This is a genomic window from Streptomyces sp. NPDC048171, assembly GCF_043202655.1.
In the GTDB taxonomy this organism is placed as follows: domain Bacteria; phylum Actinomycetota; class Actinomycetes; order Streptomycetales; family Streptomycetaceae; genus Streptomyces.
On sequence record NZ_JBIDAU010000002.1, the window covers coordinates 834,428 to 859,564 of the forward strand.

Annotated in this window: 25 protein-coding genes; 20 read left to right on the forward strand and 5 right to left on the reverse strand. The window is 71.4% G+C overall.

Annotated features, from left to right (window positions below):
- Positions 1-54 precede the first annotated feature (54 nt).
- The 6 genes from ACGF3J_RS08215 to ACGF3J_RS08240 all read left to right on the forward strand — a co-directional run bounded on the left by ACGF3J_RS08215 (position 55) and on the right by ACGF3J_RS08240 (position 7,189).
- The gene (locus ACGF3J_RS08215; protein ID WP_161327140.1) at positions 55-1,062 is read left to right on the forward strand and encodes an ABC transporter permease; all 1,008 of its coding nucleotides are present in this window, start codon (positions 55-57) and stop codon (positions 1,060-1,062) included.
- A gap of 70 nt (positions 1,063-1,132) precedes the next feature.
- On the forward strand, positions 1,133-2,929 hold the full coding sequence (locus tag ACGF3J_RS08220) for an ABC transporter substrate-binding protein (RefSeq protein ID WP_161327142.1): 1,797 nt from the start codon (positions 1,133-1,135) through the stop codon (positions 2,927-2,929).
- Between the two features lie 108 nt (positions 2,930-3,037).
- Positions 3,038-4,036, forward strand: a complete 999-nt coding sequence (locus ACGF3J_RS08225) for an ABC transporter permease (protein WP_161327144.1) — start codon at positions 3,038-3,040, stop codon at positions 4,034-4,036.
- Positions 4,033-5,130, forward strand: a complete 1,098-nt coding sequence (locus ACGF3J_RS08230) for an ABC transporter ATP-binding protein (RefSeq protein ID WP_161327146.1) — start codon at positions 4,033-4,035, stop codon at positions 5,128-5,130. The genes ACGF3J_RS08225 and ACGF3J_RS08230 overlap by 4 nt, the downstream gene beginning before the upstream one ends.
- A gap of 29 nt (positions 5,131-5,159) precedes the next feature.
- Positions 5,160-6,461, forward strand: coding sequence for an ABC transporter ATP-binding protein (locus ACGF3J_RS08235; RefSeq protein ID WP_393853658.1), 1,302 nt, complete (start codon positions 5,160-5,162; stop codon positions 6,459-6,461).
- A gap of 68 nt (positions 6,462-6,529) precedes the next feature.
- Complete coding sequence (locus ACGF3J_RS08240; protein ID WP_161327148.1) at positions 6,530-7,189, forward strand: trimeric intracellular cation channel family protein; 660 nt, start codon at positions 6,530-6,532, stop codon at positions 7,187-7,189.
- A 3-nt stretch (positions 7,190-7,192) separates the two neighbouring features.
- Here ACGF3J_RS08240 and ACGF3J_RS08245 read toward each other — a convergent pair whose 3' ends face one another.
- Entirely contained in the window at positions 7,193-8,413 is a 1,221-nt protein-coding gene (locus tag ACGF3J_RS08245) for an erythromycin esterase family protein (protein WP_161327149.1), read from the reverse strand.
- Positions 8,414-8,471: 58 nt separating this feature from the next.
- On the opposite strand from ACGF3J_RS08245, the gene ACGF3J_RS08250 reads away from it, so the two are divergent.
- On the forward strand, positions 8,472-9,221 hold the full coding sequence (locus ACGF3J_RS08250; RefSeq protein ID WP_393853659.1) for a TioE family transcriptional regulator: 750 nt from the start codon (positions 8,472-8,474) through the stop codon (positions 9,219-9,221).
- Positions 9,222-9,325: 104 nt separating this feature from the next.
- Positions 9,326-10,186, forward strand: a complete 861-nt coding sequence (locus ACGF3J_RS08255; protein WP_393853660.1) for a thioesterase family protein — start codon at positions 9,326-9,328, stop codon at positions 10,184-10,186.
- A gap of 45 nt (positions 10,187-10,231) precedes the next feature.
- Here the strand turns inward: ACGF3J_RS08255 and ACGF3J_RS08260 are convergent, their stop codons facing one another.
- A complete protein-coding gene (locus tag ACGF3J_RS08260) occupies positions 10,232-10,858 on the reverse strand; it encodes a TetR family transcriptional regulator (protein WP_393853661.1) in 627 nt (208 codons plus the stop codon).
- A gap of 115 nt (positions 10,859-10,973) precedes the next feature.
- Between ACGF3J_RS08260 and ACGF3J_RS08265 the strand changes: the two genes are divergently transcribed.
- Genes ACGF3J_RS08265 through ACGF3J_RS08275 form a run of 3 tightly spaced genes read left to right on the forward strand, consistent with a single transcriptional unit; the run spans position 10,974 to position 12,663 of the window.
- Positions 10,974-11,141, forward strand: coding sequence for a hypothetical protein (locus tag ACGF3J_RS08265; protein ID WP_122617602.1), 168 nt, complete (start codon positions 10,974-10,976; stop codon positions 11,139-11,141).
- A 20-nt stretch (positions 11,142-11,161) separates the two neighbouring features.
- Positions 11,162-11,437 (forward strand): DUF4190 domain-containing protein, encoded by a 276-nt coding sequence (locus tag ACGF3J_RS08270; protein ID WP_122617603.1) that lies wholly within the window; start codon positions 11,162-11,164, stop codon positions 11,435-11,437.
- A 56-nt stretch (positions 11,438-11,493) separates the two neighbouring features.
- On the forward strand, positions 11,494-12,663 hold the full coding sequence (locus ACGF3J_RS08275; protein WP_161327153.1) for a cysteine desulfurase family protein: 1,170 nt from the start codon (positions 11,494-11,496) through the stop codon (positions 12,661-12,663).
- Positions 12,664-12,681: 18 nt separating this feature from the next.
- On the opposite strand, the gene ACGF3J_RS08280 is transcribed toward ACGF3J_RS08275, so the two are convergent.
- The gene (locus ACGF3J_RS08280) at positions 12,682-13,410 is read right to left on the reverse strand and encodes an N-acetylmuramoyl-L-alanine amidase (protein ID WP_393853662.1); all 729 of its coding nucleotides are present in this window, start codon (positions 13,408-13,410) and stop codon (positions 12,682-12,684) included.
- 61 nt (positions 13,411-13,471) lie between these two features.
- Between ACGF3J_RS08280 and mnmA the strand changes: the two genes are divergently transcribed.
- The gene (mnmA, locus tag ACGF3J_RS08285; RefSeq protein ID WP_161327155.1) at positions 13,472-14,602 is read left to right on the forward strand and encodes a tRNA 2-thiouridine(34) synthase MnmA; all 1,131 of its coding nucleotides are present in this window, start codon (positions 13,472-13,474) and stop codon (positions 14,600-14,602) included.
- A 70-nt stretch (positions 14,603-14,672) separates the two neighbouring features.
- On the opposite strand, the gene ACGF3J_RS08290 is transcribed toward mnmA, so the two are convergent.
- Together ACGF3J_RS08290 and ACGF3J_RS08295 are read right to left on the reverse strand one after the other, a co-directional pair.
- On the reverse strand, positions 14,673-15,452 hold the full coding sequence (locus ACGF3J_RS08290) for an alpha/beta fold hydrolase (protein WP_393853663.1): 780 nt from the start codon (positions 15,450-15,452) through the stop codon (positions 14,673-14,675).
- A gap of 53 nt (positions 15,453-15,505) precedes the next feature.
- A complete protein-coding gene (locus ACGF3J_RS08295) occupies positions 15,506-15,829 on the reverse strand; it encodes a DUF427 domain-containing protein (protein WP_161327157.1) in 324 nt (107 codons plus the stop codon).
- A gap of 90 nt (positions 15,830-15,919) precedes the next feature.
- On the opposite strand from ACGF3J_RS08295, the gene ACGF3J_RS08300 reads away from it, so the two are divergent.
- The 8 genes from ACGF3J_RS08300 (at position 15,920) to ACGF3J_RS08335 (ending at position 25,125) form a co-directional block, all read left to right on the forward strand.
- Entirely contained in the window at positions 15,920-16,459 is a 540-nt protein-coding gene (locus tag ACGF3J_RS08300; RefSeq protein ID WP_161327158.1) for a TIGR00730 family Rossman fold protein, read from the forward strand.
- Between the two features lie 17 nt (positions 16,460-16,476).
- A complete protein-coding gene (locus ACGF3J_RS08305) occupies positions 16,477-17,175 on the forward strand; it encodes an SDR family oxidoreductase (RefSeq protein ID WP_393853664.1) in 699 nt (232 codons plus the stop codon).
- Positions 17,176-17,205: 30 nt separating this feature from the next.
- Positions 17,206-18,213, forward strand: a complete 1,008-nt coding sequence (locus ACGF3J_RS08310; protein ID WP_386932042.1) for a methionine synthase — start codon at positions 17,206-17,208, stop codon at positions 18,211-18,213.
- Between the two features lie 9 nt (positions 18,214-18,222).
- On the forward strand, positions 18,223-20,427 hold the full coding sequence (gene ligA / locus ACGF3J_RS08315) for an NAD-dependent DNA ligase LigA (protein WP_393853665.1): 2,205 nt from the start codon (positions 18,223-18,225) through the stop codon (positions 20,425-20,427).
- A gap of 256 nt (positions 20,428-20,683) precedes the next feature.
- Entirely contained in the window at positions 20,684-22,921 is a 2,238-nt protein-coding gene (locus ACGF3J_RS08320; RefSeq protein WP_393853666.1) for a putative bifunctional diguanylate cyclase/phosphodiesterase, read from the forward strand.
- A 172-nt stretch (positions 22,922-23,093) separates the two neighbouring features.
- Complete coding sequence (gene gatC, locus ACGF3J_RS08325) at positions 23,094-23,390, forward strand: Asp-tRNA(Asn)/Glu-tRNA(Gln) amidotransferase subunit GatC (protein WP_003973500.1); 297 nt, start codon at positions 23,094-23,096, stop codon at positions 23,388-23,390.
- A 5-nt stretch (positions 23,391-23,395) separates the two neighbouring features.
- A complete protein-coding gene (gatA, locus tag ACGF3J_RS08330) occupies positions 23,396-24,889 on the forward strand; it encodes an Asp-tRNA(Asn)/Glu-tRNA(Gln) amidotransferase subunit GatA (protein ID WP_393853667.1) in 1,494 nt (497 codons plus the stop codon).
- Positions 24,886-25,125, forward strand: a complete 240-nt coding sequence (locus ACGF3J_RS08335; protein ID WP_055421828.1) for a hypothetical protein — start codon at positions 24,886-24,888, stop codon at positions 25,123-25,125. Before gatA ends, ACGF3J_RS08335 begins: the two co-directional genes overlap by 4 nt.
- The last annotated feature ends 12 nt before the right edge of the window (positions 25,126-25,137 follow it).

Below are 25,137 nucleotides of genomic sequence, written 5' to 3' on the forward strand. Positions count from 1 at the left end.
GCTACAGCGGCAAGTGCGGGCCGGCTACCGCCGGTTGAGAGGGGTCCCTGCCAGATGACGGCACCATTGCACGAGCCGACCGCGGAAGCGGCCCCGAGTGCGGCCGAGGAAGCGGCGGTTGCCGGCGCCGAAGCCAAGGCGGTACAGGGGCGTTCCCTTGGCCGGATCGCCTGGGAGCGCCTGAAGCGGGACAAGCTCGCCCTGACGGGCGGCGTCGTGGTGCTCCTGCTCGTCGTGGTCGCGATCTTCGCGCCTCTGATCACCAACATCGTCGGGCAGGACCCGGACGTCTACCACGAGGACCTGATCGACCCGCTGTTCGGCACGCCCAGGGGGTCACTCGGCGGCATCAGCGGCGACCACTGGTTCGGTGTCGAGCCGGTCAACGGCCGCGACATCTTCGCCCGCATCGTCCACGGCGCCCGGATCTCGCTGCTCGTCGGCTTCCTGTCCGCGATCGTCGCCGTGGTCATCGGCACCGTCCTGGGTGTGCTCGCCGGCTTCTTCGGCGGCTGGGTCGACGCCCTGATCAGCCGCGTCATGGACGGCCTGCTGGCCTTCCCGCAGCTGCTCTTCATCATCGCGCTGGTCTCGGTGATGCCGAACGAGATGCTGGGACTCAGCGGCACGGGCGTGCGCCTCTTCGTGATGATCCTCGTCATCGGCTTCTTCGGCTGGCCCTACATCGGGCGCGTGGTGCGCGGCCAGACGCTCTCCATGCGTGAACGGGAGTACGTGGAGGCCGCGCGGTCCCTGGGGGCGGGACGCTTCTACATCCTGTTCAAGGAACTGCTGCCCAACCTGGTGGCCCCGATCATCGTGTACACGACGATGATGATCCCCACCAACATCCTCACCGAGGCGGCACTCAGCTTCCTGGGCGTGGGCGTCAAGCCGCCCACGTCGTCCTGGGGGCAGATGCTCTCGAGCGCGATCGACTACTACCAGTCGGATCCCATGTACATGGTGATCCCCGGTTTGGCGATCTTCATCACCGTTCTTGCCTTCAACCTCTTCGGTGACGGCGTACGCGATGCGCTGGACCCGAAGGGCTCCCGCTGACCTGCCGTACCGGCAAGCGACCCGTGGCACCTGCACGGGGTCTCTCATCTAATCCGGAGGATCCGAGATCGTGACTACCCAACGCACCTCAGGGCGGCGCAAGCAGGCCATGGCCGCTGCCGCAGTGGTCGCCGCGCTGCTGACCACGGCGGCGTGCGGCGGCGGCGGTGACAGCGACGGCGAGGGGTCGAAGAACGGCGCGGCCGGCTTCGACGCCGCGAACAACAAGGTCGCCCAGGCCGACCAGGCCAAGAAGGGCGGCGAACTGAAGTTCGCCAGCGTCCAGGACGCCGACTCGTGGGACACCACCCGCGGCTACTACGGCTTCATGTGGAACTTCTCGCGGTACTACTCCCGCCAGCTCGTGACGAACACGCCGGCGCCCGGTGAGGAGGGCGCGGGCGTGACGCCCGACCTCGCCACCGATGTCGCCAAGGTCTCGGACGACGGCAAGACCTACACGTACACCCTGCGTGACGGCGTCACCTGGGAGGACGGCAAGCCGATCACCTCCAAGGACATCAAGTACGGCATCGAGCGCGTGTGGGCGCAGGACGTCCTCTCCGGCGGTCCGACGTACCTCAAGGAGGTGCTCGACCCCGAGGACAAGTACCAGGGCCCCTACAAGGACAAGTCCGCGGACAAGCTGGGTCTGAAGGCGATCGAGACGCCGGACGACAAGACCATCGTCTTCAAGCTGCCGCAGGCCAACTCGGACTTCGAGGAGATGCTCGCGCTGACCTCGGCGTCCCCGGTCCGCCAGGACAAGGACACCAAGTCCAAGTACGGCCTGAAGCCGTTCTCCTCCGGCCCGTACAAGTTCCAGTCCTACAACCCGGGCAAGGACCTCACCCTGGTCCGCAACACCGAGTGGAAGCAGGACTCGGACCCGGTCCGCAAGGCGTACCCGGACAAGGTCACGATCAAGTTCTTCACCAACGCCAACGAGCTTGACCAGCGTCTGATCGCCGGCGACTACGACATCGACCTGGCCCAGACCGGTCTGTCTCCCCAGGGCCGCACCACCGCCCTGAAGCAGCACAAGGGCAACGTCGACAACCCGGTCTCCGGCTACATCCGCTACGCGGTCTTCCCGCAGAGCGTGAAGCCGTTCGACAACATCCACTGCCGCAAGGCCGTGCTCTACGGGGCCGACCACGTCTCGCTCCAGACCGCGCGCGGTGGCCCGCAGGCCGGTGGCGACATCGGCACCAACATGCTGCCGCCGGCGGTGCCGGGCTCCGAGGGCCAGAAGTACGACCCGTACGAGATGGCCGGTGCCAACAAGAAGGGCAACGTCGCCAAGGCCAAGGAAGAGCTGAAGGCCTGCGGCAAGCCCAACGGCTTCAAGACCACCATCGCGGTCCGCAACAACAAGCCGGTCGAGGTGGCCACCGCCGAGTCGCTCCAGGCGTCGCTGAAGAAGATCGGCATCACGGTCGACATCGACCAGTACGACGGTTCGCAGACCGCCGGCATCATCGGCAGCCCGTCGAACGTGATCAAGAAGAACTACGGCATCATCATCATGGGCTGGGGCCCCGACTTCCCGTCGGTCCAGGGCTACGGTCTCCCGCTGTGGAGCAGCGACTACATCCTCGAGAGCGGTAACAACAACTACGCGCTCATCAAGGACAAGGAGATCGACGGCCTGTTCGACAAGTACGTCACCACCCTGGACGACGCCGGCAAGGCGGACATCGCCAAGCAGATCAACCACAAGGTGATGGAGGGCGGCTACTACCTGCCCTTCGTCTTCGAGAAGTTCATCAACTGGCGCTCCAGCCGCGTGGCGAACGTCTACACGACCGACGGCTACAGCGGTATGTACGACTTCGTCAACCTCGGCCTGAAGTCCTCGAAGTAACCGGTACACCCGCCGTACGGCACGAAAGGCAGGTGAAGGCCGGCGCGGCGTGACCGCGGGCCGCCGGAAGACCTCCGGCGGCCCGCGATCCGCGGCGGGCCGTAAGCTGTGCTCGCTTACCTCATCAGGCGGCTGTTCGCCGCCGTAGTGATGCTCGTGGTCATCATCCTGGTGGTCTTCGGCATCTTCTTCCTCGTCCCCAAGTGGGCGGGCGTCGACATCGCCACGAGCTTCGTGGGCAAGCAGGCCGACCCGGCCTCCGTCGAAGCGGTGCGCCAGAAGCTGGGTCTGGGCGACCCGGTCTTCGTCCAGGCATGGGAGTTCTTCAAGGCGATCTTCGCGGGCCGGACCTACTCGGGCGGCGGCGACGTCACCGAGTGCGCGGCCCCCTGCTTCGGCTACTCCTTCCGCAGCGAACAGGCCGTCTGGCCCGTGCTGACCGAGCGTTTCCCGGTGACCCTGGCTCTCGCGCTCGGTGCGGCCGTGCTGTGGCTGATCTTCGGTCTCGCGGCGGGCGTGCTCTCCGCGCTCAAGCGGGGCACCCTGTGGGACCGCGGTGCGATGGTCGTCGCGCTCGCGGGCGTCTCCCTCCCCATCTACTTCACCGGTCTGCTCAGCCTCGCGATCTTCTCCCACAGCCTGGGCTGGATCAACGCGGAGTTCGTCCCGCTGGACGAGAGCTTCTCCGGCTGGTTCGGCGGCATGATCCTGCCCTGGATCACCCTGGCCTTCCTGTACGCCGCGATGTACGCCCGGATCACCCGGGCCACCATGATGGAGATCCTCGGTGAGGACTACATCCGCACGGCGCGGGCCAAGGGCCTCAAGGAGACGGTCGTCATCCGCAAGCACGCGATGCGGTCCACCCTGACCCCGCTGCTGACCATGCTCGGCATGGACCTCGGCGCCCTCATGGGCGGCGCGATCCTCACCGAGACCACGTTCAGCCTCCCCGGCCTCGGCCAGAAGGTGCTGGACGCGATCCAGAACCAGGACCTGCCCTTTATCCTGGGTGTCGTCCTGATCACTTCTCTCGCGGTGCTGATCGCCAACCTCGTGGTGGACGTCCTGTACGCCGTGATCGACCCCCGAGTGAGGCTCGCATGACCGAACTGAGCAAGAGCGGAGCAGCCGTGGGCGAGCCCACCGGCACCTCGCCCGCTCCGAAGGCGTTCCTGGAAGTACGCGACCTGAAGGTGCACTTCCCCACCGACGACGGACTGGTCAAGTCCGTCGACGGGCTCAGCTTCCAGCTGGAGAAGGGCAAGACCCTCGGCATCGTGGGCGAGTCCGGCTCCGGCAAGTCGGTGACCTCGCTCGGCATCATGGGCCTGCACACCGCCGGCCAGTACGGCAAGCGCAAGGCCCAGATATCCGGCGAGATCTGGCTGGACGGCACCGAGCTGCTCTCCGCCGACCCGGACCACGTGCGCAAGCTGCGCGGCCGGAACATGGCGATGATCTTCCAGGACCCGCTGTCCGCGCTGCACCCGTACTACACGATCGGGCAGCAGATCGTGGAGGCGTACCGCATCCACCACGACGTGGACAAGAAGACCGCCAAGCGCCGCGCCGTGGAGATGCTCGACCGCGTCGGCATCCCGCAGCCGGACAAGCGGGTGGACAGCTACCCGCACGAGTTCTCCGGCGGTATGCGCCAGCGCGCGATGATCGCGATGTCGCTGGTCAACAACCCGGAACTGCTCATCGCGGACGAGCCGACCACCGCCCTGGACGTGACCGTCCAGGCGCAGATCCTGGACCTGATCCGGGACCTGCAGAAGGAGTTCGGCTCGGCGGTCATCATCATCACCCACGACCTGGGCGTCGTCGCCGAACTGGCCGACGACCTTCTGGTGATGTACGGCGGCCGGTGCGTCGAGCGGGGTCCGGCGGAGAAGGTGTTCTACGAGCCCCGGCACCCCTACACCTGGGGTCTGCTCGGCTCGATGCCGCGGCTCGACCGCGACCAGCAGGAACGCCTCATCCCGGTCAAGGGCTCCCCGCCCTCCCTCATCAACCTCCCGTCCGGCTGCGCCTTCAACCCGCGCTGCCCGTACGCCGACGTGCCCAAGGACGATCTCACCCGCACGGTCCGCCCGGACCTGACCGAGGTCGGCAGCAAGCACTGGGCCGCCTGCCACATGTCGCAGGAGCAGCGGGAGCGTATCTGGACCGAAGAGATTGCGCCGAAGCTGTGAGTGACAAAGCGAAGGCAGAGGACACAGCGGTGACCATCCCCGCACAGAGCAGCGGCGCCACCCTCACCAAGGACGCCGCCCCCGGCGAGACCCTGCTGAAGGTCACCGGGCTGCAGAAGCACTTCCCGATCAAGAAGGGCCTGCTGCAGCGCCAGGTCGGCGCCGTCCGCGCCGTCGACGGCATCGACTTCGAGGTCCGCTCCGGCGAGACCCTCGGCGTCGTGGGCGAGTCGGGCTGCGGCAAGTCGACCATGGGCCGGCTGATCACCCGGCTGCTCGAACCGACCGCGGGCAAGGTCGAGTTCGAGGGCAAGGACATCACCCACCTCGGGGTCGGCGGGATGCGTCCGCTGCGCCGCGACGTGCAGATGATCTTCCAGGACCCGTACTCCTCGCTGAACCCGCGCCACACCATCGGCACGATCGTCAGCGCCCCCTTCAAGCTCCAGGGCGTCGAGCCCGAGGGCGGGGTCAAGAAGGAGGTCCAGCGGCTGCTGTCGGTGGTCGGTCTCAACCCCGAGCACTACAACCGCTACCCGCACGAGTTCTCCGGCGGCCAGCGCCAGCGCATCGGCATCGCCCGCGCGCTCGCGCTCAACCCGAAGATGGTCGTGGCGGACGAGCCGGTGTCCGCCCTGGACGTGTCGATCCAGGCACAGGTCGTCAACCTGCTCGACGACCTCCAGACCGAGCTGGGTCTGACGTACGTGATCATCGCGCACGACCTGTCCGTCGTCCGGCACGTCTCGGACCGGATCGCGGTGATGTACCTCGGCAAGATCATGGAGCTGGCCGACCGCGACCTGCTCTACAAGTCGCCGATGCACCCGTACACCAAGGCCCTGATGTCGGCGGTGCCGATTCCGGACCCGGCGCGCCGCGGTGCCAAGAGCGAGCGCATCCTGCTCAAGGGCGACGTGCCCTCGCCGATCGCGCCGCCGAGCGGCTGCCGGTTCCACACCCGGTGCTGGAAGGCGACGCAGATCTGCACCACCACCGAGCCGCCGCTCAAGGAGCTGCGCCCCGGCCAGCAGGTGGCGTGCCACCACCCGGAGAACTTCGAGGACCAGGCCCCGCAGGACGTCGTCCTGCTCACGGCCGCCAAGGAGGCGGCGGAGCTGGTGTCGGAGGACGCCCTCGCGGAGTCGGCGGCGACCTCGGCGGCCGTGGCCGCGGAGGTCGAGGCGATCGCCGAGGCCGAAGAGGCGGCCGCCGAAGCCGAAGAGGCGTCCGCCGAGGACGGAGAGGCGTCCGCCGAGGCCACCAGCACCAAGGCCACCGAGGCCACCTCCGAGACCACCGACGAGGAGCCTCCCGCCAAGGAGAAGTGACCCGTCCGCCCACGAGCCCCCGCCCTCATGCGTGAGGCGGGGGCTCGTCGGCGGGTGAGAATGGCCGGGTGTACGAGGAACTCTTCAGCCCCACCGTCCAGCACACACTCGACCTGATCGGCATCTTCGTCTTCGCCATCTCCGGCGCGCTGCTGGCCGTACGCAAGAACTTCGACGTGTTCGGCATCGCCGTCCTCGCCGAGGTCACCGCCCTGGGCGGCGGGCTGTTCCGGGACCTGGTCATCGGGGCGGTGCCGCCCGCCGCGTTCACGGACCTCGGGTACTTCGTCACCCCGCTGCTCGCCACGGTGCTGGTCTTCTTCCTCCACCCCCACGTGGAGCGCCTCCAGACCGGCGTGAACATCTTCGACGCGGCCGGCCTCGGCCTGTTCTGCGTCGCCGGCACCACCAAGGCGTACGACTACGGGCTCGGCCTGACCGCCTCCGCCTGCCTGGGCCTGGCCACCGCGGTCGGCGGCGGCGTCCTGCGCGACGTGCTCGCCAACGAGGTGCCCTCACTCCTGCGCTGGGACCGCGACCTGTACGCCGTCCCGGCGATCGTCGGCTCCGCGATGGTCGCCCTGTGCATCCGCTACGAGGCCCTCACCCCGTTCACCAGCGCACTCGCGGTCGTCACCGCATTCGTCCTGCGGCTGCTCGCGCTGCGCTTCCACTGGCGGGCCCCCCGCGCCTGGAACCGGCGGTCGACGGTGGTGGAGGGTGAGTGACCGTCAGGGCCTGTCCGGCGCGTCCCTGTCCGGCATGTCCTTGATGAAGACGACGCCGTCGATCGTGTCCAGGTGGGCGGGGTCGAGCGGGGCGTAGCCGAACCAGGGGGACACCCGGGGCTCGGGCCGCGGGTCGCCGAGGGCGGAGGCCAGCCGTCCGGCGTCCACGGCGCAGCGGTCCTCCGGCAGCGCGTACAGGTGCCCTTCGAGGGTGCCGGGCGGGGGAGTGTCCACACCCCGGTGGCGGATCGTGCCGAGAGCCGTGGCCACGAAGGCGTACTCCGCGCCGAGTCGGGCGCTCACCAGCGCACCGGCGCTCCACCACGCCACCGGACCCTGCCACATGCGCATCGTGCTCCGCTCGCGCTGGAGGTGGGAGTTGTGGGCGTGGACCAGCACCCGGCCGCGCTCCGCGAGCGCGAGGAGGTTGCCGGCCATCATCCGGTCCCGCACGCCGAGCAGCCGGTTCATCCGGGCCGGGGAGGTGTCGGCCATCCAGCGGTGGTAGTCCAGCAGTCCGGTCGCGGTACGCCCGTACAGCCGCGCCCGGTCCCAGTCGTCCCGCGAGCCCGTCGCGAGCAGGTGCGGCGTCTGCTCGTCGAAGAGTGCCACCAGGTCGTGGGCGAGGGCCCGCAACTCCCCGGCCCCGGCCGACCGCCCGACCGACCGCGCCGGGTCCGTCATCGCCGCGGGCTCGGTCCACATCTCGTCGGCGCCGAGCAGGCGGTCGAGGGTCCCGGCGGTGCAGGGGAGCAGGCCGGGGTCGACGCGTGCCGACAGGTGGTCGTGGAGCGCGGTGACGGCCCGCCGGGGGCTCGCGGCGCCGGTGATCTCCAGCGGGCCGTCGAGTCCGGCGAAGCGCACCCGCTCGGCCGGGGGCCGGCCGTCGTTGTACGCGCGCATCCAGCGCACGAGGTCACGGTTGGCGTCAAAGGAGCCGAGGCCGTGGCTGAAGCCGTGCTCCATCGCGTCGTCGAGCGTGCCGGTGCCCGAGGTGACGTAGTCGTCCACGACCAGTCCGGCCAGGCAGTCGCTCTCGATCGCGAGGGTCCGGTAGCCCTCTTCCTCGACGAGCTGCCGGAAGAGATCGTTGCGCACGTCGAGGAGGGTGTCCTCGCCGTGGGTGGGCTCGCCCAGGGCGAGCACGCCGGGCCGGGCCGGGAGCATGCCCAGGACGGCGGCGGCGTCCACGGGGAGCGTGATGTCCTTGATGCCAGTAGCCATGTATTGAACCGTATCGTTGAACTTTCGGTTGAGACTTGGCCGCGATATCGTCCGGTGTGTGGCGCACGACCTTCAAAGCAGGGGAAAGCTCAGGCCCGTCGATCTGGCCCGCGGGCACGGTCTGTCCACGCAGGCGGTCAGGAACTACGAGGAGGCCGGCATCCTTCCGGCGGCCGACCGCACGGCCCACGGCTACCGCACCTACACGCCGCTGCACGCGCGGGCGCTGGACGCCTTCCTCGCCCTGCTGCCCGGCCACGGCCACCGGACGGCGACCTCGGTGATGCGGGCGGTGAACGAGGGCGCGACGGGCGAGGCGTTCCGGCTGATCGACGAGAGCCACGCGCAGTTGCTCGACGACCGGCGGACCCTGGAGGCCGTCGAGGGCGCGCTGCGGGAGCTCGGGCGGCCGGGGGCCGGTGTCGCCGCCGCCCCCGCCGTGACGTCCGCGTCCGCCGGCAGGTTCGTCGGGCCGCTCGCCCGGGAGCTGGGCATCCGCCCCGCGACCCTGCGCAAGTGGGAGCGTGCCGGGCTGGTGCGTCCGAGCCGCGACCCGCTGACCGGCTACCGGGTCTACGGCGAGGCCGACGTGCGGGACGCCAAGCTGGCCCACCAGCTCAGGCGGGGCGGCTACCCGCTGGCCCGGATCGCGCCGGTGATCGAGCAGGTGCGGTCGGCCGGCGGACTGGAGCCCCTGGAGTCCACCCTGCGCGACTGGCACGACCGCCTCTCCGCCCGCGGCCGTGCGCTGCTGGCCGGGGCCGCGGAACTGGAGGCGTACCTGCGGGCGCGGGAGGAGCAGGCGTGAAGCCGCAGGCACGGAGCCGCAGGCCGGTCGTCGCAGGCACGGAGCCGCAGGCATGAAGCAGAGAAAAGCTACCGCTTAGTAGTTTCCTGATGTACCGTGCAGCCATGCCAGAAGCAGCCTCCGCCCCGGCCGTACCGGCCACCGTCGGCGACAGCGAGTTCGACCGGGACACGCACGTCACGCGGCGCGCCCCCGGTGTCTACGACATCGACCTCTCCGCCGGCTGGACGATCATCAACGCCGTCAACGGCGGCTACCTGCTGGCCGTCCTGGGCCGCGCCCTGGGCGACGCCCTCCCGCACCCGGACCCCTTCACGGTCTCGGCGCACTACCTGACCGCCTCCCACCCGGGCCCCGCGGTCGTGCGCACCGAGACCGTCCGCGCGGGACGCGGTCTCTCCACCGGGCAGGCATCCCTCTTCCAGTGCGACGACGAGGGCAACGAGGTCGAGCGCATCCGCGTCCTCGCCTCCTACGGCGACCTCGACGCGCTGCCCGACGACGTCCGCACCTCCGCGAAGCCGCCCGCGATCCCGCCGGCCGAGCACTGCTTCGGCCCGGAGGACGGCCCCGCCCCCGTCGACGGCAGCTCCGCCATCGCCGACCGGCTGAAGCTGAAGCTCGACCCCGCCACGCTGGGCTGGGCGCTCGGGCAGCCCAGCGGCCGGGGTGAGATGCGCGCCTGGTTCGGGCTGGCCGACGGCCGCGACGCCGACCCGCTCTCGCTGCTCCTCGCGGTGGACGCGCTGCCCCCGACCGCCTTCGAGATGGGGCTGAAGGGCTGGGTGCCCACGGTCGAGCTGACCGTGCACGTGCGGTGCCGTCCGGCGCCGGGCCCGCTGCGGGTCTCCATCACCACCCGCAACCTCGCCGGCGGCTTCCTGGAGGAGGACGGCGAGGTCTGGGACAGCGCCGACCGTCTCGTCGCCCAGTCCCGGCAGCTGGCCCGGGTCCGGCTCGCCTGACCGGCGCCGCGCCGGCCGCCCGGTGCTCGGCCGCCGGAGGTCCGGTCAGTCCAGCCAGTGCCGGCGGCCGACGCTGATCAGCCGCAGTTGGCGCGTCGCCGTCTCCCCGGCGCGCCTGCGCTCCTCCTCGGGGGCGTCCAGGGCCTCCAGGAACAGCGAGGCCGTGATCAGCATCTGGTCGACGTAGAGGCCCGCCAGCATCCGCAGGTCCGCGTCGCTCCAGCCCGCCGACTCCGCGTCCTTGGCCAGCTCGGCCTGCACCTCCTCGGCGAACCGGGCCAGTTGCTCCCGTATGGCCTCGCGCACCGGCTGCACGCCGCCGTGCCGTTCACGGGCGATGAACCGGACGTGCGCCGGATGCGCGGCCACGTGTCCGGCGATCAACTCGACCGCGCGGGCGATGCGTTCGTCGCTGCCCTCGGCCGGAGACACCGTCGTCCGGATCATCGGATGCAGACTGCCCAGCGCCTCCTCGACCAGTGCCACCCCCAGGTCCGCCGTGGAGCGGAAGTGCCGGTAGAAGGCGGTCGGGGCGACCCCCACGGCGCGGGTGACCTCGCGCAGACCCAGGCTGCTCAGGCTCTGCTCCTCCAGCAGCCCGAGCGCCGCGTCCAGGAGCGCCTGCCGGGTCTTGCGCTTCTGGGCCTGCCGAACGCCGGGAGTGTGACTCATACCATGCAGTTAACAACTGTTCTCTGGAATTGGAAAGCGGCGTCCCGCGCTAGACTGGGTAGTCAGTGAACAACTGTAACCAGAGATTGCCAGAGATTGGGGGGATCCGCGCACCATGATCTTTCTCGTTGTCGCACTGCTGCTCCTCGGTGTGGTGCTGGGCACCGTCGCCCACGCGCCGCTCACCTTCTCCGTCGCCGTCGGCCTGGTCATCGCCGTCTGGCTCGGCGTCTTCGCGATCCGCGAGCGGCACGGCCGCCGACGGAGCACCTCCGCCCACTGACGCACGGCAGGGAGAACCTCATGCAGCTCACCGCACCGGCCAACCGTTCCACCCGCCCCACCGGCATCCGGGACACCGACGGCATGGCCGTCGCCTCCTTCGTCCTCGGCCTGCTCGGCCTGCTCGTCCTCAACGTCTTCCTGGGCCCGATCGCCATCGCCCTGGCCTCGGTCGCCCTGTGGCGCGGCACCGCCCGCCGCGGCCGGGCCCTGCTCGGTCTCGGCCTGGGCGTCGCCGACCTGCTGGTCCTGGTCGCGTTCATGGCCACGGACAACACGATGTCGTGGAGTCTGTAAACCGGCCAACCTTGCCCTGAGGCCGGGCGCGAGGGCCCCGTAGAATCGGCCTCACCATGGCTTACCTCGACCACGCCGCGACCACCCCGATGCTTCCCGAGGCGGTCGAGACACTCACCGCCCACCTGGGCGTCACCGGCAACGCCTCCTCGCTCCACGCGTCCGGCCGCCGGGCGCGGCGCACCGTCGAGGAGGCCCGCGAGACCCTCGCCGAAGCGCTCGGCGCCCGCCCCAGCGAGGTGGTCTTCACCTCCGGCGGCACCGAGGCCGACAACCTCGCCGTCAAGGGCCTGTACTGGGCCCGGCGCGACGCCGACCCGGCCCGCACCCGGGTGCTGGCCAGCCCCGTCGAACACCACGCGGTCCTCGACGCGGTGCACTGGCTGGGCGAGCACGAGGGGGCCCGGGTCGAGTACCTGCCCGTGGACGCTCACGGCCGCGTGCACCCCGACACGCTGCGCGAGGCCGTCGCCCGCAACCCCGACGACGTCGCCCTCGCCACCGTCATGTGGGCCAACAACGAGATCGGCACCATCCTGCCGGTCCGTGAACTCGCCGACGTGGCCGCCGAGTTCGGGGTACCGCTGCATGCCGACGCGGTCCAGGCCGTCGGTCAGCTCCCGGTCGACTTCGCCGCCTCCGGGCTCGCCGCGATGACCGTTTCCGGCCACAAGATCGGCGGCCCCTACGGCATCGGCGCGCTGCTGCTGGGCCGCGAGTACACCCCGGTGCCCGTCCTGCACGGCGGCGGCCAGGAGCGCCACGTCCGCTCCGGCACCCTCGACGTCCCCGCCGTGGCCTCCTTCGCGGTCGCCGGACGCCTCGCCGCCGAGCAGCGCGAGTGGTTCGCCCGCGAGATCGGCGCCCTGCGCGACGACTTGGTCGACGCCGTCCGTACGGCGGTCCCGGACGCGATCCTCGGCGGCGACCCGGCACCGGAGGGGCGCCTGCCGGCCAACGCCCACTTCACCTTCCCCGGCTGCGAGGGCGACTCCCTGCTGCTCCTGCTCGACGCCCAGGGCATCGAGTGCTCCACCGGCTCCGCCTGCACGGCGGGCGTCGCCCAGCCCAGCCATGTCCTGCTGGCCACCGGCACCGACCCCGACCTGGCCCGCGGCACCCTGCGCTTCTCCCTCGGCCACACCTCCACACAGGCCGACGTGGAGGCGCTCGGCAAGGCGATCGGCCCCGCGGTGGAGCGGGCGCGGGCGGCCGGGCTGACGTAGCCCGGCGAGCGGGGCGTCCTACGCCCCGGACGGGGACGGATTCGGTGACGGGGTGCTCGTCGCCGCCCGGCGCACCAGCTTCATGTACCGCTCCCAGTCCCAGTGCGGACCCGGGTCGGTGTGATCGGTGCCCGGCACCTCCACGTGGCCGATGATGTGCTCGCGGTCCAGGGGTATGTCGTACCGCGCGCAGATGCCCGCCGTCAGCCGCGCCGAGGCCGCGTACATCGCGTCCGTGAAGTCCTGCGGGCGGTCCACGAAGCCCTCGTGCTCGATGCCGACACTGCGTTCGTTGTAGTCGCGGTTGCCCGCGTGGTAGGCCACGTCCAGCTCGCGGATCATCTGCGTGACGCCCCCGTCCTGGCCCACGATGTAGTGCGTGGCCGCCTGGTGCCCCGGGTCCTGGAACGCCTTCACCGCGCTGTCGAAACTGCCCTGCGTCACATGCACGATCACCATGTCGACGCCGAAGTCGTCCGGCCGGTCGGCCCGCCGCCAGTTCGCGTCCGCCGCCGCCACCCAGCGCGCGCCGGAGTAGTCGACCGCGCCCTCCTCGCGGGGCCGCTCGACGCCCGGCACCCGCCACCACAGCCGGGCAAGCTCGTCGCGGGCCAGCACGGCCGTGCCCACGGCCGCCGCGGCACCGCCGACGATCAGCGCGCGCCGGCCGATCCGCCGGTCCGCGTCGCCGGATCCGCCCGCGGACCCGTCCGCGGACTCACTCGTGGATTCGTGCTTCGCCCCCATGCGATCTTCAACGCATACTCGCGCGCTCCGGTTCCCGTCCTCCCCTTACCCTGGAAGGGTTATGACTGAGACCCCGCAGCGCACCCGTCCCCTCCGCGTCCTCGCCGCCATGTCGGGCGGGGTCGACTCCGCCGTCGCCGCCGCCCGCGCGGCCGAGGCGGGGCACGACGTGACCGGCGTCCACCTCGCGCTCTCCGCCAACCCGCAGTCCTTCCGCACCGGCGCCCGGGGCTGTTGCACCATCGAGGACTCGCGCGACGCCCGCCGCGCCGCGGACGTCATCGGCATCCCGTTCTACGTGTGGGACCTCGCCGACCGCTTCCGCGAGGACGTGGTCGAGGACTTCGTCGCCGAGTACGAGGCCGGCCGCACCCCGAACCCGTGCCTGCGCTGCAACGAGAAGATCAAGTTCGCCGCGCTCCTCGACAAGGCGCTGGCCCTCGGCTTCGACGCCGTCTGCACCGGCCACTACGCCAAGGTGATCCTGCGCGAGGACGGCGTCCGCGAACTGCACCGTGCCTCCGACATGGCCAAGGACCAGAGCTACGTCCTCGGCGTGCTGGACGACCGGCAGCTCACCCACGCGATGTTCCCCCTCGGCGACACGCTCACCACCAAGGACGAGATCCGCGCGGAGGCCGAGCGCAGGGGCCTCGCGGTGGCCAAGAAGCCCGACTCGCACGACATCTGCTTCATCGCCGACGGCGACACCCAGGGCTTCCTCGCCGACCGGCTCGGCAAGGCGGAGGGCGACATCGTCGACGAGGCGGGCAACCGGATCGGCACCCACGAGGGCGCCTACGGCTACACCATCGGCCAGCGCAAGGGGCTCCGGATCGGCACCCCGGCCCCCGACGGCAAGCCGCGCTACGTCCTGGACATCTCGCCGGTGGACAACACCGTCACGGTCGGCCCGGCCGCGGCGCTGGACGTCGACGCCCTCCGCGCGATCAAGCCCCGCTGGTGCGGCGCCGCCCCCGTCGGCCCCGGCACCTACACGGCCCAGCTGCGGGCCCACGGCGGCGAGACCGAGGTGCGGGCCGAGCTGGTCGACGACGCGCTGGAGGTCTCCTTCGCGGAGCCGGTGCGCGGCGTCGCCCCCGGCCAGGCGATCGTGCTGTACGACGGCACACGCGTGGTGGGGTCGGCGACGATCGCGACCACCACGCGCGCGACCGCCGGCGCGGCCTGAACACGGAGCCCGTCGTCCGGGCCGAAGCCACGGGGACAACCGGACGTCGGCCCCTGTGGCCCGCCCGGGGTCACCGACCCAGGAACTCCGTCAGCACCGGCGCCAGCACCCCCGGCTCCACCATGTGGGCCTGTCCCGCCACGGTGCCGTAGGTGCCGTGCGGTGCCGCGTCGGCGATCGCCCGGGCCGCCTCGTGCCACCAGGCGTCGCTCGCGCCGCCCGCGAGGGCCAGCAGGGGAGCGGTGATCGAGGCGATCCCGGTCTCCGGGACCCGGCTGTCGCCCATCACCGCGTCGTCGTACGCCAGACTCGGCGCGACCGACTCCATGCCCGCCCACATCGGCGACTGCCGGGCGCCTTGGATCATGTCCTCGCCCAGGCCGGTCCGGCGCAGGAACAGCTCCACCGCGTCCCCGCGCCGGTCCTTGCCGAGCGCCTCGGCGAGCCCCTCGGTGTACTCCGCGGCGGACCGCGCCGCGGCGTCGTCCATCGCGTACGGCACCTCGTACACGGCGACCCGGGGCACCGGCAGTCCGCTCGCCGCCGCGCGCAGCGCCAGCGCGCCGCCCGACGACATGCCGTAGAGACTCGCCTCGCCGCCCACCGCCTCGATCAGGGCGGCCAGGTCCTCGATCTCGCGCTCCACCGCGTAGGGCGCCGTGTCGCCGCTCCCGCCGCGCCCCCGGCGGTCGTACACGGTGACGTCGAAGCGGTCCGACAGCTCCGCCGCCAGGGGCGCGGTCGTGGCGCCCGTCGACATCGCGCCGCTGACGAGGACCACCGCGGGTCCCCGCCCGGTGCGTTCGTACGCGATGCGCGTGCCGTCGCGCGAAAGGGTGTTCTTCTCCATGTCTGAGCAGAGTGCCCCAAAGCACGCGATTAATCGCTCAGGACACGGACGGCTCAGGAGACCTCGACGTCGTAGAAGCAGAGGTGGTCCTTGATCTGAGCCACCTCCGTCTTCGGGTCCGGGTACGCCCAGACCAGGTCGGCCGCCTCGGGCAGCGACCAGTAGGACGCGTCGCCCTTGAAGGGACAGTGCGTCCGCGTGGCGGAGGGCGTCAGCAGGTCGAGCCGTACGTCCTCGGCCGGGATGTAGAAGCGGTCCGGACAGCCCGTCTCGTGCAGGACCAGCGCCTTGTCGCTCTCCGCCAGGACCCGGCCGCCGTGCACCGCGCGCACGTGCCGGTCGCTCGGCTCCACGGTGATGATGTGTCCCTTGCTCACGATCGTCCTCCTCGGACAGTGGGTTCGGTCACTTCAGCGCGTCCGGAAGCCGGGTTCTTCCCCGCCGGGCGCCGAACGTACCGTTGCCCCATGAACATCTGCGTCTTCCTCTCCGCCGCCGACCTCGACGCGCGCTACACCGGCCCCGCGAAGGAGTTCGGCGGACTGCTCGGCAAGGGCGGCCACACCCTCGTCTGGGGCGGCTCCGACACCGGTCTGATGAAGGTGGTCGCCGACGGCGTGCAGGAGTCCGGGGGCCGGCTGCTGGGGGTCTCGGTGGACTTCCTGGCCGCCAAGGCGCGCGAGGGCGCCGACGAGATGGTGATCGCGGGGGACCTCGCCGAGCGCAAGCGGCTGCTGCTGGAGAAGGCCGACGCCGTGGTGATCATGGTCGGCGGCACCGGGACCCTCGACGAGGCGACGGAGATCCTGGAGCTGAAGAAGCACGGGCACACCGACAAGCCGGTCGTCCTGCTCAACACGGCCGGCTTCTACGACGGCCTCAAGGAGCAGTTCCGCCGCATGGAGGACGAGGGCTTCCTGCCCCGCCCCCTGGCCGAGCTGGTCTTCTTCGCCGAGGAGCCGGTCGGCGCGCTGGCCTACCTGGAGGAGAGCCAGGGCATCGAGTAGCCGCCGGTGGTGCGAGCATGGCGGGCATGGCTACACATGTGATCACCGGAGCGGGCTCCGGCATCGGCGCGGCCGTCACCCGCCGCCTGCACGAGCGCGGCGACGAAGTCGTCCTGCACGCGCGCGACGCCGGCCGCGCCAAGGAACTGGCGGCCGCCTACCCCGGTGCGAAGACGCTGGTCGGCGACCTGGCCGACCCGGAGAAGCTCTCCTGGGCCTTCTCGCACCAGACGCTGCCGGGCCGCGTGGACTCGCTGCTGCACATCGCCGGCGTCGTCGACCTCGGACCGGTCGGCGACCTCACCCCGAAGACCTGGCGCCACCAGCTGGCCGTCAACCTGATCGCCCCGGCCGAGCTGACCCGCCTCTTCCTGCCCCAGCTCCGCGTCGCCCAGGGCCAGGTGCTGTTCGTCAACTCCGGTTCCGGCCTCAACGCCCACGCCGGCTGGTCGGCGTACGGCGCCTCCAAGCACGGCCTCAAGGCGCTCGCCGACGCCCTGCGCCAGGAGGAGCACGCGAACGGCGTCCGCGTCACCTCCGTCTACCCGGGCCGCACCGCCAGCCCCATGCAGGCCAAGGTCCACCAGCAGGAGGGCAAGGAGTACGACCCGTCGAAGTGGATCGACCCCGAGTCGGTCGCCACGGCCGTCCTGACGGCCCTCGACCTCCCGAGGGACGCCGAGATCAACGACCTCACGGTCCGCCCGGGAAGGTGACGCCGGCGGGGTGTTCCGTAGGCTGCTGCGGTGAGTGAAAACAGCCAGTCCAGGTTCGGTCCCGCCACGGGCGTCGGCTCCCTCCCGGGGGGCGACGCCCGCGAGGCCGTCAAGACCGCCACCGGCAGCTTCGAGGACTTCCCCTTCCTCCCCGAACTGCCCGCCCGCGGCCCCGGCGCCGACATGATCGGCCGCACCGCCGGGATGCTCGTCGAGTTGTACGCGCGCGTGGAGCCCAGCGGCTGGCGGCTGGGCGACCGGCCCGGACGGGACACCAAACGGGCCCGCGCCTGGCTCGGGGAGGACCTCGACGCCCTGGAGGAGTTCACGCAGGGCTACCAGGGGCCGCTGAAGGTCCAGGCCGTCGGCCCGTGGACGCTCGCCGCGGCCCTCGAACTCCGGGGCGGCGAGGCGGTCCTGTCCGACGCCGGCGCCTGCCGCGACCTCGCCGCCTCGCTCGCCGAGGGCCTGCGCCTGCACCTGGCGGAGGTACGGCGCCGCGTGCCCGGCGCCCGTGTCGTGCTCCAGCTCGACGAACCCTCGCTCACCGCCGTCCTGCGCGGTCAGGTGCGCACCGCCAGCGGCTACCGCACCCACCGTGCCGTGGACCGCCAGGTCGTCGAGGCCACCCTGCGCGACGTCGCCGGGGCGCACGGCGGCGACCCCGTCGTGGTCCACTCCTGCGCACCGGACGTCCCCTTCGCGCTGCTGCGCCGGGCGGGCGTCGCGGGCGTCTCCTTCGACTTCTCGCTCCTCACCGAGCGTGACGACGAGGCGCTCGGCGAGGCGGTCGAGTCGGGCACCCGGCTCTTCGCCGGTGTCGTGCCCGGCACCGACGGCCCGTTGTCAGACCCTGCCGGTAGCGTCATGGGTGTCAGGACGCTGTGGCGCAGGCTGGGGCTGCGGCCGGAGCTGCTCGCGGAGGCGGTCACCGTCACCCCGTCGTGCGGACTCGCGGGCGCTTCCCCCGCGTACGCCCGCCGGGCCCTCGCCCAGTGCGTCCGGGCGGCGAGATCCCTCGCGGACAACCCAGAGTAACGGGAGGACATGCCGGTGGCCGGCGACAAGCAAGCGGAGACGACAAGCGTGCCCGCCGAGGCGCGCGAGAAGCACGCGCAACTCGCTGAGCAGATCGAGGAGCACCGCTTCCGGTACTACGTGAAGGACGCCCCCGTCGTCAGCGACGCGGACTTCGACCGGCTGCTGCGCACCCTGGAGGAGCTGGAGGAGCGCCACCCCGAGCTGCGCACCCCCGAGTCCCCGACCCAGAAGGTCGCCGGCTCCTACGAGACCGAGTTCACGGCCGTCGCGCACCCCACGCGCATGCTCTCCCTCGACAACACCTTCAACGACGAGGAGCTGGCCGCCTGGACCGAGCGCATCGCCAGGGAGCTGGGCGAGCAGGAGTACCACTTCCTGTGCGAGCTGAAGGTCGACGGACTCGCCGTCAACCTCACCTACGAGCGGGGCCGCCTGGTCCGCGCGGCCACCCGCGGCGACGGCCGCACCGGCGAGGACATCACGCCCAACGTCCGCACCATCGCCGAGATCCCCGAGCGCCTCAAGGGCGACAAGGTCCCCGACCGCGTGGAGATCCGCGGCGAGGTCTACTTCCCGATGGAGAAGTTCCAGGAACTCAACACACGGTTGAACGAGGCGGGGGACAAACCCTTCGCCAACCCCCGCAACGCGGCCGCCGGTTCGCTGCGCCAGAAGGACCCGCGCGTCACCGCCAGCCGCCCGCTGCACATGGTGGTCCACGGCATCGGCATCCTGGAGGGCTACTCGGGCATGACCCGCCTCTCCCAGGCGTACGACCTGCTGAAGACCTGGGGCCTGCCCACCTCCCCGCACAACAGGGTGGTCGACGGCCTGGAAGGCGTCCGCGACTTCATCGCGTACTACGGCGAGAACCGCCATTCCGTGGCGCACGAGATCGACGGGGTCGTCGTCAAGCTCGACGAGATCCGCCTCCAGGGCCGGCTCGGCTCCACCGCCCGCGCCCCCCGCTGGGCCATCGCCTACAAGTACGCGCCGGAGGAGGTCAACACCAAGCTCGTCGACATCAAGGTCGGCGTCGGCCGCACCGGCCGGGTCACGCCCTACGCGCAGGTCGAGCCGGTCACCGTGGCCGGCAGCGAGGTCGAGTTCGCCACGCTGCACAACCAGGAGGTCGTGAAGGCCAAGGGCGTGCTCATCGGCGACACCGTGGTGCTCCGCAAGGCCGGCGACGTCATCCCGGAGATCCTCGGGCCGGTCGCCGACCTCAGGGACGGCAGCGAGCGGGAGTTCGTGATGCCGGCGGAGTGCCCCGAGTGCGGGACGCCGCTGAAGGCGATGAAGGAGGGCGACATCGACCTGCGGTGCCCCAACGCCCGCGCGTGCCCGGCCCAGTTGCGTGAGCGGGTCGCCTACCTCGCGGGCCGGGAGTGCCTGGACATCGACCACTTCGGCGGCGTCGTGGCCGCCGCGCTGACGGGGCCGCTGGAGCCCGCGGAACCGCCGCTGGTGGACGAGGGTGACCTCTTCGACCTCACCCTCGAGCAACTGCTGCCCATCAAGGCGTACGTCCTCGACCAGGACAGCGGACTGCCCAAGCGCGACCCGAAGACCGGCGAGGAGAAGATCGTCACGGTCTTCGCCAACAAGCAGGGCGAGCCGAAGAAGAACACCCTCGCGTTGCTCCAGCGCATCGAGGAGGCCAAGACCACCCGCCCCCTCGCCCGCTTCCTCAACGGGCTCTCCATCCGCCACGTCGGGCCCGTCGCCGCGCAGGCCCTGGCCCGCGAGTTCCGCTCGCTCGACCGCATCGAGCAGGCCACCGAGGCCGAGCTGGCGAACACCGACGGCGTCGGCCCGATCATCGCCACCGCCCTCAAGGAGTGGTTCGCCGAGGAGTGGCACCGCGAGATCGTGCGCAAGTGGAAGGCGGCCGGAGTTCCCCTGGAGGACCGGTCGAGCGGCGAGGACGAGGGCCCGCGCCCTCTCGAAGGGCTCACCGTCGTCGTCACCGGCACCCTGGAGAACTTCACCCGCGACGGCGCCAAGGAGGCCCTTCAGAGCAGGGGCGCCAAGGTGACGGGATCGGTGTCCAAGAAGACGTCGTTCGTCGTGGTCGGTGACAACCCCGGGTCGAAGTACGACAAGGCGATGCAGCTGAAGGTGCCGGTTCTGAACGAGGCCGGTTTCACCGTCCTGCTCGAACAAGGAGCCGAAGCGGCGGCCGACGTCGCACTTTCGGCTGAGGAATAGCGGTTGAAGGCCATCCGATCGGCGCATATCAGATGCATAAGGGTGGCCGGGTCGCATTCGGGCAACCGTCGACGACCGGTGCCCCTGGAAGCCTTCCGCGGCCTACTGTTGAGGTGTGCACCTGCCGTGCCCAGCCGCGGTCGGGGCATCCCCCTGCCGCGAGGGACAGGGGCAGGTCTTCCAACGCGGAGCCGTTGATGGTTGTCGGGCGTCGGACCGCGTCGCGTGGGCACCGCAGGCTGTGAGAGGGACGGGAATGGAACCGACCGAGAGCGCCGCCGCGGGCTCACGGCTGCGCCTGCGTCGCATGACGGACGCGTGGCAAGCGGGCCGGTGGGCGGGGCTACGCGCGGGTGGTGCCCCTCATGTCGCGGCGAGCGCCCGCGGGTCGGTGCCGTCGGCCCCGGGGCGCGCCCCCGACCTGTCCGACCCCGACAGCGAACGGCACCCGTCCTGGCCCGCGTTGCCCGTGGCCGTCGTCGCGACCGCCGCCTTCGTGCTGGGCGCCGGGTTCTACCGGGCGTTCACCGGCGGCCACGCCCTCTTCCCGGCCGGCACCGCCGGCTGGTCCCTCGCCGTCCTGGCCGGCGTCGTCGTCGGCCACCTCGTCATGCTCGGCCGCTCCCGCTGGTGGGGCGGCACCGGCTCCGGCGCCGCCCTCACCCTCGCCGTCCTGCTGCTGTACGGCTGGGTTCCGGCCGGCATGGTCAGCCTCACCGTCGTCGTCCTGGTCGGCATAGCCCGCCGGGGCCGCTGGCGGCAGGGCGTCCTGCACGGCGCGGTGGACCTGCTCGGCGTCGCCGCGGGCGCCCTGCTGCTGGGCGTCTGCGGCTCCGTACCGTCGGTGGAGGAGCCCTGGGACCCCGACACCTGGGGCGTGTACGCGGCGCCCAAGGTGGTGCTCGTCGCCGCCGCCTATCTCGCCGTCACCCGCGGCCTGTTGTGGTACCTCCAGACGCCCCGCCCCGGTCTGACCACCGTCGCCCGCTCCGCCCTGGTCAGACACGGCCTGGTCGCCGTCGCCCTGCTCGGGATAGCCCCGCTGGTCTGCGTCGTCGCCGTCGCCAAGCCGCTGCTGCTGCCGCTGTTCGCCATCCCGCTGATCGCCCTCGACTCCACCCTGTGGATCGCCCGCGCCCGCGCCGAGGAACAGCTCCGCGACCCCCTCACCGGACTGCCCAACCGGCAGTGGCTCCTGGAGCGGACCTGGACCGCGCTGGACGACGCCGAGCGCATCGGCGCCCGCTCCGCCCTGATGCTGATCGACCTCGACCGCTTCCGTTCGGTCAACGACACCCTGGGCCACCTCGCCGGCGACCGGCTGCTGCTCCAGACCGCCGACCGGCTGCGGCAGGCCCTGCCGCGCGGGGCGGAGGCCGCGCGGCTCGGCGGCGACGAGTTCGCCGTCTTACTGCCCGTCGCCGACTCCACCACGTCGGCGACCCGGATCGCGCGGGGACTCGTGGCCGCGCTCAGCTCCCCGATGGACCTGGACGGACTCACCCTCGTCCTGGAGGCCAGCGCCGGAGTCGCCGTCTTCCCCGACCACGCGCTGGACGCCGAAGGACTGCTGCGCCGCGCCGACGTGGCGATGTACCAGGCCAAGCGGGACCGTACGGGTGTGGAGGTCTACGAGTCCAAGCGGGACTCCAACACCCCGGACCGCCTCGGCCTGCTGGGCGACCTGCGCCGGGCCCTGGACGCCCACGAGGTCCAGCTCCACTACCAGCCCAAGGTGCGGTTCGACGGACAGGTCGCCGGCCTGGAGGCCCTGGTCCGGTGGGTGCACCCCGAGCGCGGCAAGGTCCCGCCGGACGAGTTCATAGCGATCGCCGAGTCCTCCGGGCTGATGCCCCACCTCACCGAGTACGTGCTGGAGACGGCGCTCGAACAGGTCGCCCAGTGGCGCTCGCAGGGACTCTTCGTGCCGGTCGCGGTCAACGTCTCCCCGCGCGACGTGCACACCCCCGGCTTCGCGGGCTCGGTGGCCGCCCGGCTGGCCCGGCACGGAGTCCCCGCGGGAGCGCTCCAACTGGAGATCACCGAGCACGTCCTCCTCGAGGACCCGCAGCGCGCCGCCGACACCCTCAACGCGCTGACCGGACACGGCGTGAAGATGTCCCTGGACGACTTCGGCACCGGCTACTCCTCCCTGGTCCACCTGCGCAGGCTCCCGGTCAGCGAGCTGAAGATCGACCGCTCGTTCGTGGCCCGGCTGGCCGTCGACGCCGAGGACGCGGCCATCGTGCGCTGCACCGTCGACCTCGCCCACTCGCTCGGCCTGCTCGTCGTCGCCGAGGGCGTCGAGGACGACGAGACCTGGGAGGGCCTGCGCGACCTGGGCTGCGACGCCGTACAGGGGTGGCTGGTCGCGGCGGCGATGCCGCCGGAGGAGACGACGGCGTGGCTGCGGGCGCGGGGCTCGCGGGGGTGGCAGCGGCCCGCGCCGGCGCTGCCGGCTGCCGCCGGGGAGGACCAGGGGCGGGTCGGGTAGGTGTCACGTACGGCCGCCGACCGTCCGCGGCCCCGTCGTGGCTGGTCGCGCGGTTCCCCGCGCCCCTTCGGGGCGCTGACGGAAACCGTTTAACGACCACCCGCCCGCTCCCCATAGGATTGGGCCAAACCGACTTGCCCGAAGAAACACACTCACCCCAGAGGAACGCTGCATGCCTGGCATCACGCGCGAGGAGGTCGCCCACCTCGCCCGGCTGGCGCGTCTGGAGCTGAAGCCCGAAGAGCTAGAGCACTTCGCGGGACAGCTCGACGACATCATCGGCGCGGTCGCCCGCGTCAGCGAGGTCGCCGACCAAGACGTACCGCCGACCTCGCACCCGCTCCCGCTGACGAACGTCATGCGGCCGGACGAGGTCCGTCCGTCGCTCACGCCCGAGCAGGCGCTCTCCGGCGCCCCGGCCCAGGAGCAGCAGCGTTTCAAGGTGCCGCAGATCCTGGGGGAGGAGTAACCGCCATGAGCGACATCATCAGGCTCACCGCGGCCGAGATCGCCGCGAGGATCGCCGCCGGCGAGCTGACCGCCGTCCAGGTCACCGAGGCCCACCTGGCCCGCATCGAGGCCGTCGACGAGAAGGTGCACGCCTTCCTGCACGTGGACCGCGAGGGCGCGCTGGCCCAGGCCCGCGAGGTCGACGCCAAGCGCGAGCGCGGCGAGAAGCTCGGCCCGCTGGCCGGCGTCCCCCTCGCGCTGAAGGACATCTTCACCACCGAGGGCATCCCGACCACCGTCGGCTCGAAGATCCTCGAAGGCTGGATCCCGCCGTACGACGCGACCGTCACCAAGCGCCTCAAGGACGCCGACGTCGTCATCCTCGGCAAGACCAACATGGACGAGTTCGCCATGGGGTCCTCCACCGAGAACAGCGCCTACGGCCCCACCGGCAACCCCTGGGACCTCACCAAGATCCCCGGCGGTTCCGGAGGCGGCTCCTCCGCCGCCCTCGCCGCCTTCCAGGCCCCGCTCGCCATCGGCACCGACACCGGCGGTTCCATCCGCCAGCCCGCGGCCGTCACCGGCACGGTCGGCGTCAAGCCGACCTACGGCGGCGTCTCCCGCTACGGCATGGTGGCCTTCTCCTCCTCCCTCGACCAGGGCGGCCCCTGCGCCCGCACGGTCCTGGACGCGGCCCTGCTGCACGAGGTGATCGCCGGGCACGACCCGATGGACTCCACCTCCGTCGACGCCCCGGTCCCCGCGGTCGTCGAGGCCGCCCGCAACGGCAGCGTCGAGGGCATGCGCGTCGGCGTCGTCAAGCAGTTCCGCGGCGAGGGCTACCAGGCCGGCGTCATCCAGCGCTTCGACGAGTCCGTCGAGCTGCTGAAGTCGCTGGGCGCCGAGATCGTCGAGCTGGACTGCCCGTCCTTCGACCTGGCGCTGTCGGCGTACTACCTGATCGCGCCGTCCGAGTGCTCGTCCAACCTCGCCCGCTTCGACGGCCTGCGCTACGGCCTGCGGACCGGCGACGACGGCACGCACTCCGCCGAGGAGGTCACCTCCCTGACCCGCGAGGCCGGCTTCGGCCCCGAGGTCAAGCGCCGCATCATGCTCGGCACGTACGCCCTGTCGAGCGGGTACTACGACGCCTACTACGGCAGCGCGCAGAAGGTCCGCACCCTCATCAAGCAGGAGTTCGAGCGGGCCTTCGAGCAGGTCGACGTGATCGTCTCCCCGACGACCCCGACCACCGCCTTCCCGATCGGCGAGCGCGCCGACGACCCGATGGCGATGTACCTGGCCGACCTGTGCACCATCCCCACCAACCTGGCGGGCAACGCGGCCATGTCGCTGCCCTGCGGCCTCGCCCCCGAGGACAACCTGCCGGTGGGTCTGCAGATCATCGCCCCCGCCATGAAGGACGACCGGCTGTACAAGGTCGGCGCCGCCGTAGAGGCCGCCTTCGTGGAACAGTGGGGCCACCCGCTGATCGAGGAGGCACCGTCGCTGTGAGCGCACTGACCAAGGCAAAGGGCTTCAAGAAGTCCCGGTCCGGCCTGTACGTCTCGATGGCCACGTCGGCGTTCGGCGCCGTCGGGGTCTACAAGCAGATCAAGAAGGCCCGTGGTGACAACGACACGCTGCGGCTGCTCGACGCCGTCGTCACGGGCGCCGCGGTCGTCACCAACCTCGCCATCCTCTACCGCGAGCTGAAGCGGCTCGGCGACGACGACGTCCTGCTGGGCTGAGAGGGAAGTTTC